Raw genomic sequence first — 12,875 nt, forward strand, 5'->3', positions numbered from 1 at the left:
CGTGAACGTTAAACCGGCTATCTAGATGAAAATGCATATGAAAAAGTGAGGCCATGAACTTCGGTTAAATTAACAGTAAGAGAAAGCGAGACCCATGATCACGTGTTCCACGTGAAACATTTCTGTATCCGCGTATCAGGGAGGGTGAACAATGACGGAATCAGAGGTCGAAATAGACGTAGATGGTGGATTGATATCAGGGACGCTTGTCACTCATGAAGAAGCTCTCAACAGTGCTGTGTCGATCATTATTGCGGGGTCGGGTCCAACCGATAGAAACGGTAATCAAGAAGGTTTGCGAAATGACAGTTTAGAAAAGATATCCACCAGCCTTCTAAGACACCAATACGCCAGTTTTCGATTCGATAAAAGAGGTGTGGGTAAATCATGTTTCACATCACTATTAGAGTCAGATCTGACCATTGATACGTATGTGAAAGATATACACTCCATCATTCAAACACTTTCAGATGAATACGGATTTAGGACATTTAATCTTATTGGGCATAGTGAAGGAGGGCTCATTGCATTGCTCGTCGCGCAAACGGCATTTATAAATTCGTTAGTACTGATCGCAACGCCTGCCCTATCTTTTGCTGAAAACCTCATCAAACAGTATCAACTACGCGCACCACAATTTACGGAAGATGTTGAGACAATCCTTGAGGCGATTAAGAAAGGTAAAGCCGTTCAATGTGGTTGTGAACATCTATCCCTGGTGTTCCGCCCTTCAGTAATCCCGTATATCAAGTCATGCTATTTTATCGATCCCTTGGCCATAGCATCAACGTTGAGTCGACCCATACATGTGATACAGGGCGACAATGATATTCAGGTTGAGGCAATGAATGGAATGATGTTTGAAGAGGTAGTGGGGAAAAGTTTTGTACGTCTAACAATGTGCAAAGGCATGAATCACGTGCTAGTGCGCTCATTCAAAGATCACGACCAAAACATCCACGCATACAACGATCCAACCCAACCAATACACCCTAAGCTTCAAAACGCACTAATCGACGCCCTATAAACACCTATTAATCAATGGGTTAGATGGACAGGTAACGCTACGTAAAAAAAACGCCGCTAATGCGGCGTTTGATACACAGATTTTAAGCAGCGAACGCTGTAAAACAACTCACTAGACGTCTAGGTTTGCTACTTTCAGCGCGTTGTCTTCAATGAACGCACGACGTGGTTCAACATGGTCGCCCATCAGGGTTGTGAACAACTCATCGGCTGCGACTGCATCATTGATGGTCACACGCAGCATTCGACGAGAATCAGGATCCATTGTAGTTTCCCAAAGCTGATCAGGGTTCATTTCGCCAAGACCTTTATAGCGCTGGCGAGAAAGACCACGGTTCGATTCTTTAATCAACCAAGCCAGTGCATCAGCAAAGCTCTTAACCGGTTGCTTACGCTCACCACGTTGGATGTATGCTGTATCATCTAGCAAACCATCAAGTGCTTCAGACAGGTCAGCGATGCGGCCATACTCTTTCGAGTTCAACAGATCGTAGCTGATGAGGTATTCATGGTCGACACCGTGAGTACGTACGATAAGTTCAGGCTGATACGCATTATGCTCTTCATCAAACTTGATGATTGAGCTGTACTGACTTTCGCCAGAAGAGTTCTTATTCAGAACCGCAACGATGTTCTCAATCCAAGCTTGAACGTTCGCTTCGCTTTGAAGCTGATCAACAGACAAACGTGGTTGGTAAACAAGCTCGTTTAGCAACGCTGAAGGATAACGACGCTCCATGCGGCTAATCAACTTCATGACGCCATTATACTTTTGAATCAACTCTTCAAGTGCTAGGCCGCTAAGTGCAGGTGCATCTTGGTTAACAAACAAAGAGGCATTTTCTAGCGCAAGCGATACTTGGTACTGCTCCATCGCTTCATCGTCTTTGATGTATTGCTCTTGCTTGCCTTTCTTCACTTTATACAATGGTGGTTGAGCGATGTAGATGTAACCACGCTCAATCAGCTCAGGCATTTGACGGTAGAAGAAGGTCAATAGTAGCGTACGGATGTGCGAACCATCGACGTCAGCATCGGTCATGATGATGATGCTGTGGTAACGCAGTTTATCCGGGTTGTATTCATCGCGACCGATACCACAACCCATCGCAGTGATCAGCGTGGTCACTTCTTGAGAAGACAGCATTTTGTCGAAACGCGCTTTTTCTACGTTAAGGATTTTACCTTTAAGAGGAAGAATCGCTTGGTTCTTACGGTTACGACCCTGCTTGGCTGAACCGCCAGCAGAGTCCCCTTCCACTATGTACAGTTCAGACAGTGCAGGGTCTTTCTCTTGGCAGTCAGCCAACTTACCTGGCAGACCACCTAAATCTAACGCGCCTTTACGACGTGTCATTTCACGCGCTTTACGCGCTGCTTCACGCGCACGTGCTGCATCAATAATTTTTGAACAAACGATTTTAGCGTCTTGAGGGCTCTCAATCAGGAACTCACTCAATTTTTCGTTCATTGCCGATTCAACCGCAGACTTCACTTCTGAAGAAACCAGTTTATCTTTTGTTTGGCTCGAGAATTTTGGATCCGGTACTTTTACCGATACGACAGCGGTCAGACCTTCACGCGCATCATCACCTGATGTGGCTGCGTTGGCTTTCTTCGAGTAACCCTCTTTTTCCATGTAGCTATTGAGCGTACGCGTCAAGGCTGCGCGGAAACCTGCAAGGTGTGTACCACCATCGCGTTGAGGGATGTTGTTAGTAAAGCAGTAAATGTTTTCCTGGAAACCATCGTTCCACTGCATAGACACTTCAACGGTCACGCCATCTTCACGCTCATGCTCAAAATGGAACACTGATGGGTGAATTGGGTTTTTGTTGCGGTTCAAGTGCTCTACGAAAGCGCGGATACCACCTTCGTAAGTAAAGTGGTCACTCTTGTCTTCTTCGCGTTCGTCAACAAGACGAATAGACACGCCAGAGTTTAGGAATGATAACTCACGTAGGCGTTTCGCCAAGATGTCATAATGGAAGAGAAGATCAGTGAAGGTCTCACCTGATGGCCAGAAACGGATGCGAGTACCGGTTTCGTCAGTGTCGCCAATCGGGCCCAAAGGCGCTTCAGGAACACCGTGCACATAAATCTGCTGATGCACTTGACCATGACGCCAAATCGTAAGCTCAAGCTTCTCAGAAAGGGCGTTTACAACCGACACACCTACACCGTGAAGACCACCCGATACTTTGTACGAGTTATCATCGAACTTACCGCCTGCGTGAAGTACCGTCATGATAACTTCAGCCGCTGATACGCCTTCTTCTTCGTGGATATCAACAGGGATACCACGACCATCATCTTTTACTGAAACAGAGCCGTCTTCGTGGATGGTAACCACGATATCATTACAATGACCAGCAAGAGCCTCATCGATTGAGTTATCGACGACCTCAAAGACCATGTGGTGCAAACCGGTACCGTCGTCAGTATCACCGATGTACATCCCCGGACGCTTTCGTACTGCATCCAGACCCTTGAGTACCTTGATACTCGATGAATCGTAATTGTTGGACATTGAGTTACTCTCGCTTAATTTATTCTGCGGCTATTTTACCGTGTTCCACATGAAACATCTTACTATTTTCGTCGGACATTTCAGCGACCTGATCGGCACTAATGGCACTTACAAATACTTGCGCACCGGTGGCTTTTAACTGCTCAGCCAAGAGCGCCCGACGCTGGCTATCCAGCTCAGACGCAAAATCATCTATCAGATAGATACATTGCTTACCTTTGTCTTCAGTAAGCTGTTGGCCCTGCGCTAAGCGCAGTGCACACACCATCAGTTTGAGTTGACCACGAGACAGCACGTCTTCGACCGGCGTATTGTTAATACGCAAGCGCAAATCAGATTTGTGTGGGCCACTGACTGTATAACCTAACTGCTGGTCGCGAAGAAAATTATCACGCAGCAATTCGGCATAATCTGTGTCTTTCTCCCAGCCACGTGAATAGCTGAGTTTAATGTCGTATTCAGGCAAAAAAGCCTGACACAATGCAGAAGCACGCTCAGCGAGTTTGTTAATATATTCCCGCCTCCACTGATCGATCTGATTCGCTAACGGGGCCAATTCAGCATCCCAATAACTGAGCTCTCGATAGCTTCGTGCTGTTTTCAACAGTGCATTGCGTTGTTTGGTCAATCGCTTCACACGCGACCAAACTGGGTAAAACTGGGGTTCCACGTGGAACACGCCCCAGTCGATAAAGGCACGACGAAATTTAGGGCCACCTGTCAGCAACTCGAACCCTTCTGGGGTAATCAATTGCATGGGAAGCACTTCCGCCAGTTGCACCAATTTCTGACCCTTTTCTTCACCAATTTTTACGTCAGTGGAGCCATCTCTGTTCTTCTGTAAACCGACGGGCAACAGCGTGTCTGAGTCACTTGAAACCACGCGACCATGCACCACTAATCTCTCTTGCTGATGCCTAATCACACGGCCCGTCAATTGACTTCGAAACGAACGCCCATGGCCTAAATAGTAAACGGCTTCCAAAACACTGGTTTTACCGCTGCCATTCGGCCCGACAAGAAAATTGAAGCCTGATGACAGGCTAAGGTCACAGGCTTCAATATTTCGTAAATCGTGTACGGATAATCGGGTTAGTGCCATGTTATAGACGGATTGGCATTACCACATACATGGCGTCATCACTGTTACTGTCTTCCACCAAGGTACTTGCGGTACCGTCCGTCATAGAGAAACGTACCTGATCGCACTTGAGCGTATTCAGCACGTCGAGCACATAACTGACGTTAAAGCCAATCTCCAATTCTTCGCCTTGGTAATCGACATCAACAAACTCTTCAGCTTCTTCTTGCTCAGGGTTATGAGCAGAAATGCGCAATTGGCCATTGCTGACGTTAAGGCGCACACCGCGGAATTTTTCATTTGATAAGATAGCGGCACGAGAGAAAGCCTGGCGCAATTCATCACACCCCGCTTCCATTGTCTTATTGGAAGACTGAGGCATCACGCGACGATAGTCAGGAAAACGACCATCAACCAGTTTAGAGGTAAAAATAAACTGATTCACTTGCGCACGAATGTTCGCACTACCAATTTGAATCGTCACAGGTGCGTCTGGATGATCCAACAAGCGCATCAATTCCGTCACGCCTTTGCGTGGAACGATGACTTGTTGATTCTCTAGGCTGCTTTCTAGTGCTGTTGTGCCCACCGCCATGCGGTGACCATCGGTCGCTACGCTACGAAGCGTAGTGCCGTCAGTTTCAAGCAACATGCCATTTAGGAAATAACGCACGTCTTGGTTTGCCATTGAAAACGCGGTGCTTTCAATAAGCTGGCGTAACTTGCCTTGAGACAAGGTAAATTCGACCGTGCTTTGCCAATCTTCAATGTTCGGAAAATCAGCGGCTGGCAACGTAGATAGCGTGAATCGACTGCGGCCAGAGCGAATAACCGCACGATCACCTTCCGCCGTAAAATTAATGGGTGCGCTATCAGGAAGACCACGACAGATGTCGAGGAACTTACGAGAAGGCACAGTCACCGCACCATCTTCTACTTCACCTTCAAGCGGCAAAGACGCAATCAATTCAACTTCGAGATCGGTGCACGTCATCGTCAGTTGACCCGCATCTACTTTAAGAAGAATGTTGCCAAGAATCGGCAGAGTTGGTCGACCACCAAGCGCACCAGAAACCTGCTGCAATGGCTTTAAGAATACGTCGCGAGTAAGTGTAAATTTCATATTATGACGACAGAGTCCGGATCAGGTTTGAATAATCTTCTTTTATATCGTGGCTTTCTTCGCGCAACTGTTCAATCTTTCGGCACGCATGAAGTACCGTAGTATGATCGCGCCCACCAAATGCATCACCAATTTCCGGCAAGCTATGGTTTGTGAGCTCTTTTGACAACGCCATTGCCACTTGGCGAGGACGTGCTACGGAGCGGCTACGACGCTTAGATAATAGGTCAGCCATCTTAATTTTATAATATTCAGCAACAGTCTTCTGAATGTTATCGATGGTAACCAGTTTTTCTTGAAGCGCGAGCAGATCTCGCAGTGCTTCACGCACGAAATCAATGGTGATAGCACGGCCCGTGAAGTTAGCATTCGCTATCACGCGGTTAAGCGCGCCTTCAAGCTCTCGAACATTCGAACGGAGGCGTTTCGCAATGAAAAATGCCACTTCATCCGGCAAACGAATGTTGTGGTCTTCCGCCTTCTTCATCAAAATTGCCACGCGCGTTTCGAGCTCTGGTGGCTCGATCGCAACCGTCAAACCCCAACCAAAGCGAGACTTGAGACGATCTTCAACGCCGTTGATCTCTTTCGGATAACGGTCAGACGTTAGAATGATCTGCTGGTTACCTTCTAGCAATGCATTAAAGGTATGAAAGAACTCTTCCTGCGAACGTTCTTTGTTCGCAAAAAATTGAATGTCATCGATAAGCAAGGCATCAACGCTGCGGTAATAGCGTTTAAATTCTTCAATTTGGTTGTTTTGTAGTGCTTTTACCATGTCTTGAACGAAACGCTCAGAGTGCATGTACACCACACGAGCGTCGACTTTACGATCGCTGATCGCATTACCCACAGCGTGTAACAAGTGAGTTTTACCTAGACCTGTCCCGCCGTATAAGAAAAGAGGGTTATAAGCCGCGCCTGGGTTATCGGCGACTTGTCGTGCAGCCGCTAACGCCAATTGGTTTGATTTACCCTCAACAAAGTTGGTGAACTTGTGCTTAGGGTTAACATTTGATCTGTGATTAACGTCTGACTGAACCGGTGAAGGCGCAGGTTCCCATGTGCGACCGACACTCGGTCTCGCAACAGGAGCAGACGGCGCGGGTGCGACGGGTTGACTCGGTGGCGCAACAGGGGCGACACGTTTACTGCCGACTTCAAAACGCAACACAGGCATATCTACACCGCAAAACTCGTTGAGTAGCTGGTTGATACTGTTGAGATATTTATCTCTCACCCAGTCCAGTACAAAACGGTTTGGTGCAAACAAAGTCAAGGTGTTGTCATTTAACTCCGCCTGAAGCGGTCGAACCCACATGCTGAATTCTGTTGCAGGTAGATCCTCTTGAAGGCGCTGAAGGCACTGCAACCAAAGCGAAGATGACACGTCTGACTCCACACTCGATAAATGAAAAGGGAAGCAATTTTATACTTCTACGACAAGGATCGCTAGAGAGAAGATCCCTTTTGCAGTGAATAAGATCGAAGTTATACACACAGATCGCACAATTTACTTGCCGATCTGCACGGGTTTCACCCCAGTTACTCACAGATTGAGGCACTTTACGGTCGAAATAGTGTAGAACTGATCACAGTAGTTTTCAGTTTGGTCCACAAAATATTTCACACGATCAAATTAAACAGATTTGCAGTAAAGATCATATTTCCACTTCTTATACCAGACTTGTCCAATGAAAAGTTACAGCCTTCACACAAGGAAAAGTGGATAAGATCGGTGAAGGATCCTTGCGCTAACTTTTCGAATCCGTATAATTACGCGCCCAAGAGTTCGGATTGTGGCCATTTCTGGTTTATACATTATTGACTATAACTCGGTCAGTGATTACAATCCGCCCTCTTTGTTGAGAGGCGTCGGACTTTAGTCCCACGTCGGGTTAACAAACCTAAAAACTGATCAGTAATTAAGGTAGAAACCATGAAACGCACTTTTCAACCTTCCGTTCTAAAGCGTAAGCGCTCACACGGTTTCCGTGCACGCATGGCAACTAAGAATGGCCGTAAGGTTATTGCCGCTCGCCGTGCGAAAGGCCGTAAGCAACTTTCTAAATAATCACTAGTGATTTGTGAATAAGTTCGCTTTTTGTCGGGAGTTACGTCTGTTAACTCCCGCACATTTCAACTCTGTCTTCCAGCAACCTCATCGCGCTGGCTCACCACACTTAACCATTCTTGCGCGCAATAACACGCTTGACCATCCTCGTATGGGACAGGCAGTGCCAAAAAAACAAATCAAACTTGCTGTCGACCGCAACCGCTTTAAGCGTTTAGTTCGCGAAAGTTTTCGCCTGCATCAACATTCGTTGCCTGCGAAAGATTTTGTTGTAATTGCTAAGAAAAGTGCCAATGAGCTCAGTAACGAAGAACTGAGTGTGCTGCTCGATAAATTATGGCAACGTTTATCTCGACCGCCGCGAAAAAAATAGTCACTGGACTGTTTCGCGGATACCAACTCCTCATCAGCCCCCTTCTAGGGCCTAGATGTCGTTTCACGCCGACATGCTCCCAATACGCCATAGAAGCGGTCAACCGTCACGGTGTTGTAAAAGGGTGTTGGTTCGCTAGCAAACGTCTATTAAAATGCCATCCTCTTAATCATGGTGGGTACGATCCTGTGCCCCCGCGTCATCCTCATAATCGAGACAATTAGCAATGGATTCTCAACGCAATATCCTGTTGATTGCCCTAATGTTCGTTTCATTCATGTTGTACCTCAACTGGAATGAAGCAAACACCCCTCAACCACAGGGACCGGGCGTAACGCAGCAAGCACAACACAGTGGTGATGTACCCGCCAGTTCAGATGCTTCTCAGCCTCTGACTCAGGATTCAGTCTCTAACAAGCTGATCACTATCCATACCGATGTATTGACTCTGACTGTTGATACGCTTGGCGGTGATGTCATTCGTGCGGAATTGGAAAAATATGACGCGGCATTCGGCTCTGAGGACAAATTTGTTCTGCTGAAAAACCAGCCTGATCATGCATTCGTTGCACAAAGTGGCCTCATTGGCCCTAACGGCATCGATACGTTAAATGGCCGTGCACAATTCTCAACCACAGCAACTGAATTTACACTTGCTGATGGCCAAGATGAGCTTCGTGTGCCATTAACCGTGTCGAAAGACGGCATCGAATACACCAAAGTGTTCGTGATGAAACGTGGTGACTACGCCGTTGGCGTGGACTACACCATCAATAATGAAACTGACAAGCCTGCATCTGTTCAAATGTACGCACAACTTAAGCAAAACCTGCTTGATGATGGCGGCAGCTTGACCATGCCTACCTACCGTGGTGGCGCATACTCTGCAGATGACACTAAATACAAAAAATACAGCTTTGACGACATGCAGGATAAGAATCTTAACCTGACTATCGCCAACGACGGCTGGGCTGCCATGATGCAACACTACTTTGTTGCTGCTTGGATCCCACACGCTGAAGGTGAAGCAAATCTGTATACCCGTACCAGCAATGGTCAAGGTTTCATCGGTGTTCGCTACCCAACAACCACGGTTGCTGCTGGTACTGAAACTACGTTGGATTCAACCTTGTGGGTAGGTCCTAAGCTACAAGACCAAATGGAAGCGACCGCACCTAACCTTAACCTAACGGTTGATTACGGTTGGTTGTGGTTCATTGCAAGCCCACTGCACTGGTTGCTAGCAACCATTCATGGCTTCGTTGGTAACTGGGGCTTTGCGATCATCCTATTGACCTTCATCGTTCGTGGTGCGATGTACCCGCTGACCAAAGCGCAGTACACCTCAATGGCGAAAATGCGCATGCTGCAGCCTAAGTTGGCTGAAATGCGTGAGCGTATTGGCGATGACCGCCAGCGCATGAGCCAAGAAATGATGGAGCTGTATAAGAAAGAGAAAGTGAACCCATTGGGTGGCTGTCTTCCTCTTATCCTTCAAATGCCAATCTTCATTGCGCTTTACTGGGCATTGATGGAATCGGTAGAACTGCGTCACGCGCCATTCATGCTTTGGATTCAAGATTTGTCAGCACCGGATCCATACTACGTGCTGCCACTTCTGATGGGTGCTTCAATGTTCCTTATCCAGAAGATGAGCCCAAGCACCGTGACGGACCCGATGCAGCAGAAGATCATGACCTTCATGCCTGTAATGTTCACCGTGTTCTTCCTGTGGTTCCCAGCTGGCCTGGTACTTTACTGGTTGGTATCGAACATCGTAACGCTTATCCAGCAAACACTGATTTATCGTGCGCTGGAGAAAAAAGGCCTTCACAGCCGTAAGTAAGTGGTAACGAATAAAGACGAGGCGGCCATTGGCCGCCTTTCTTCGTTTATGCCCAGACGCATTTTCCAATCTCACTCTTTTTCGCTAGAAGTCTTCAGTCTGCAATGACGCTTAAGTCTGCATATTGATAAAGTTTGAGGTTACACTAGCAGCAATTTTCATCAGTAGGTTTTAACTACCATGAGTTACACAGACACTATCGTCGCACAAGCTACCCCGCCAGGACGCGGCGGTGTGGGTATCGTTCGCGTTTCAGGACCGAAAGCGAGAGAAGTCGCCATGGCAGTCACAGGCCGAGAATTGCCTGTTCGTCGTGCAGAATATTTGCCATTTAAAGATGAACAAGGCGCAGCGCTAGACCAAGGCATAGCCTTGTATTTCCAAGCGCCAAACTCGTTCACTGGTGAAGACGTACTCGAACTGCAAGGTCATGGCGGCCCTGTGATCATGGACATGCTGATCAAACGCATTGTGGCAATTGAGGGTGTGCGCACCGCCAAGCCAGGTGAGTTTTCCGAGCGTGCCTTTTTGAATGACAAGCTGGATTTAGCGCAAGCGGAGGCCATTGCAGATCTGATTGATGCAAGCTCAGAACAAGCGGCAAAAAGCGCACTGCAGAGCCTTCAAGGGGCGTTTTCTAACAAGATTAACCACCTTGTTGAATCACTGATTCACCTGCGTATCTATGTTGAAGCAGCTATCGACTTCCCGGACGAAGAAATCGACTTTCTATCTGACGGTAAAGTGGCGGCGGATCTCAACGGCATCATCGACTCACTGAACGATGTGCGCAAAGAAGCGAACCAAGGTGCCATCATGCGTGAAGGCATGAAAGTGGTCATTGCTGGTCGCCCAAATGCCGGCAAATCCAGCCTACTGAATGCCCTATCAGGTAAAGACAGTGCCATCGTTACCGACATTGCAGGGACGACACGGGACGTACTGCGTGAACACATCCACATTGATGGGATGCCGCTTCATATCATTGATACCGCAGGCCTTCGCGATGCATCTGACGAAGTAGAACGTATTGGTATTGAACGCGCTTGGGATGAAATAACACAAGCAGACCGCGTGCTATTTATGGTTGATGGCACCACAACAGATGCCACATCGCCAGAAGACATTTGGCCAGAGTTTATCGATCGTCTACCTGAAAACATTGGCATGACGGTAATCCGCAATAAAGCCGACGTCACCGGCGAGTCACTGGGTATCTGTCATGCAAGCCAACCTACCTTAATCCGCCTAAGTGCAAAAACAGGCGTAGGGGTGGATGCGCTTCGTGAGCATTTGAAAGCCTGCATGGGCTTTTCAGGTGCAACAGAAGGCGGCTTCATGGCTCGCCGACGTCACCTTGCAGCATTGGATGCCGCGTCACGCCACCTAGATACCGGAAAAGACCAACTTGAGGGCTATATGGCGGGCGAAATATTAGCGGAAGAGCTAAGGATCGCGCAGCAACACCTCAGCGAGATCACTGGAGAATTTAGCTCAGATGATCTGCTTGGCAGGATCTTTAGCTCCTTCTGTATCGGTAAATAATCCTTTAAAGCTGCCTCCGGGCAGCTTTTTTTCTGCCCTCGATATTGTCTCGTCTTTGCTACACTTATCTACACATCCCACCGAAGACAACCGTGAATGATAAATAGCCTTAACCCTATGCTTAATTTGGGCATAGCGCGCTGCGACAAGCTTCAGATACATCATCTTCGCATGGTGAACCTTCTGGCTTGCTTGTGTGCGGGCGGAACACTTCTGTTTTCTGCATTGTTTTGGTTTGCGTTTGGCAGTGCTTCCGCCGCGCTTTTCAATGGTCTCTTCGCGCTCATCTTTGCAATCACGTTCGTGCTCACCCGAGAAGGCATGCTTTGGCTGGCGAAATACTGGATTTTCATGGCGTTCTTCATCCAACAATTTACCCTCCCTTTGTTTGTCTTGTCGGATAATTTTGAAACCGAATTGCTCTTGCTAGTGGTTCCTACAGCTGTGGTTTTAGTCTTCGATCCTAACGACAGAATGCCGAGATATATTCTCTCGTTAATAGCCATCGTTCTGCTTTTTCTGGCCAAAACCATACCAGCACAAGACCCCATATTGGCGCTAACCGATGCTAACGCGCGTGCCGCATACTTGTGTGTTGTACTCGTACTTGTACTTGCCTCAGTGGCATTAACTGACTTTTATCTTGTTGATTTGCATAGTATTGATAAATCTTCGCGAAAACTTATCCACGAAGATTTACTCACAGAAACCACCAACAGTCAGACCATCTATAAACAAGCAGACGAGCTCTATTACCAAGCTCTTCGTAAAGATGCGTCTTTATCTGCGGTCGTCATAGACATTGATGATTTTAGACAAATCAATGAGATGCATGGAAGAACGACAGGTGATCACGTGCTCGTTCACATTGCAAAGCTGTTGAATGAAAACCTTCCTCAAGGCACGCCTATCGGTCGGCTCCATGCCGATGTGTTTGTCATTTTGCTAAAAGAAACCGCGCAAACAGACGCCATGCAGGTGGCTGAACAACTAAAAATTGCCGTCTGCCGCAGTGTCATTTTACTTGAACATACCGCCGTAAAGCGCACTGCAAGCCTTGGCATCTCTTCTCGACATGAAAGCTGCTCATCAGGATCTCAGCTCATAGACGACGCATATCTAGCTGCAAAAAATGCAAAAAAACGTGGTAAAAACAAAATCTTATCTCTCTCCTCTAGGAGTAAAAGTAGCTTAAACTACAAAGACTACGATAAAACGAGTTAGCTTGACTTGCCCTTCTTATCCCTTCAATACTGATTCCACCTAAGACAATCAGA

At 47.2% G+C, this 12,875-nt stretch carries 12 protein-coding genes; 7 read left to right on the plus strand and 5 right to left on the minus strand.

Annotated elements, in window-relative coordinates:
* The first annotated feature begins 151 nt into the window (after positions 1 to 151).
* Positions 152 to 1,027 carry an alpha/beta hydrolase gene (locus BCT27_RS06640; protein ID WP_102395366.1) on the plus strand — a complete coding sequence of 292 codons (876 nt, stop codon included), beginning with the start codon at positions 152 to 154 and terminating at the stop codon, positions 1,025 to 1,027.
* Between the two features lie 111 nt (positions 1,028 to 1,138).
* On the opposite strand, the gene gyrB is transcribed toward BCT27_RS06640, so the two are convergent.
* Genes gyrB through dnaA form a run of 4 tightly spaced genes read right to left on the minus strand, consistent with a single transcriptional unit; the run spans position 1,139 to position 7,150 of the window.
* A complete protein-coding gene (gene gyrB, locus BCT27_RS06645; RefSeq protein WP_102317219.1) occupies positions 1,139 to 3,556 on the minus strand; it encodes a DNA topoisomerase (ATP-hydrolyzing) subunit B in 2,418 nt (805 codons plus the stop codon).
* A 19-nt stretch (positions 3,557 to 3,575) separates the two neighbouring features.
* Positions 3,576 to 4,658, minus strand: a complete 1,083-nt coding sequence (gene recF / locus BCT27_RS06650; protein ID WP_102390279.1) for a DNA replication/repair protein RecF — start codon at positions 4,656 to 4,658, stop codon at positions 3,576 to 3,578.
* 1 nt (position 4,659) lies between these two features.
* Positions 4,660 to 5,760: a DNA polymerase III subunit beta gene (gene dnaN / locus BCT27_RS06655; protein ID WP_102317221.1), complete on the minus strand. Its 1,101-nt coding sequence runs from the start codon at positions 5,758 to 5,760 to the stop codon at positions 4,660 to 4,662.
* 1 nt (position 5,761) lies between these two features.
* Positions 5,762 to 7,150, minus strand: a complete 1,389-nt coding sequence (dnaA, locus tag BCT27_RS06660; RefSeq protein ID WP_017010578.1) for a chromosomal replication initiator protein DnaA — start codon at positions 7,148 to 7,150, stop codon at positions 5,762 to 5,764.
* 549 nt (positions 7,151 to 7,699) lie between these two features.
* Between dnaA and rpmH the strand changes: the two genes are divergently transcribed.
* The 5 genes from rpmH (at position 7,700) to mnmE (ending at position 11,598) form a co-directional block, all read left to right on the plus strand.
* Positions 7,700 to 7,834, plus strand: coding sequence for a 50S ribosomal protein L34 (gene rpmH / locus BCT27_RS06665; RefSeq protein WP_017010579.1), 135 nt, complete (start codon positions 7,700 to 7,702; stop codon positions 7,832 to 7,834).
* A gap of 13 nt (positions 7,835 to 7,847) precedes the next feature.
* Positions 7,848 to 8,207, plus strand: a complete 360-nt coding sequence (rnpA, locus tag BCT27_RS06670; RefSeq protein ID WP_017010580.1) for a ribonuclease P protein component — start codon at positions 7,848 to 7,850, stop codon at positions 8,205 to 8,207.
* Positions 8,171 to 8,431, plus strand: coding sequence for a membrane protein insertion efficiency factor YidD (gene yidD, locus BCT27_RS06675; RefSeq protein ID WP_074926955.1), 261 nt, complete (start codon positions 8,171 to 8,173; stop codon positions 8,429 to 8,431). The genes rnpA and yidD overlap by 37 nt, the downstream gene beginning before the upstream one ends.
* A gap of 2 nt (positions 8,432 to 8,433) precedes the next feature.
* Positions 8,434 to 10,053, plus strand: coding sequence for a membrane protein insertase YidC (gene yidC, locus BCT27_RS06680; protein ID WP_102395367.1), 1,620 nt, complete (start codon positions 8,434 to 8,436; stop codon positions 10,051 to 10,053).
* A 180-nt stretch (positions 10,054 to 10,233) separates the two neighbouring features.
* Entirely contained in the window at positions 10,234 to 11,598 is a 1,365-nt protein-coding gene (gene mnmE / locus BCT27_RS06685; protein WP_017010582.1) for a tRNA uridine-5-carboxymethylaminomethyl(34) synthesis GTPase MnmE, read from the plus strand.
* Here the strand turns inward: mnmE and BCT27_RS25810 are convergent.
* Positions 11,548 to 11,970 (minus strand): hypothetical protein, encoded by a 423-nt coding sequence (locus BCT27_RS25810; RefSeq protein WP_241905077.1) that lies wholly within the window; start codon positions 11,968 to 11,970, stop codon positions 11,548 to 11,550. The genes mnmE and BCT27_RS25810 overlap by 51 nt on opposite strands.
* Here BCT27_RS25810 and BCT27_RS06690 point away from each other — a divergent pair.
* Positions 11,950 to 12,822, plus strand: coding sequence for a GGDEF domain-containing protein (locus tag BCT27_RS06690; RefSeq protein ID WP_241908522.1), 873 nt, complete (start codon positions 11,950 to 11,952; stop codon positions 12,820 to 12,822). The genes BCT27_RS25810 and BCT27_RS06690 overlap by 21 nt on opposite strands.
* Positions 12,823 to 12,875 lie beyond the last annotated feature (53 nt).

The organism is Enterovibrio norvegicus (assembly GCF_002876705.1).
GTDB classification, from domain to species: Bacteria; Pseudomonadota; Gammaproteobacteria; order Enterobacterales; family Vibrionaceae; genus Enterovibrio; species Enterovibrio norvegicus_B.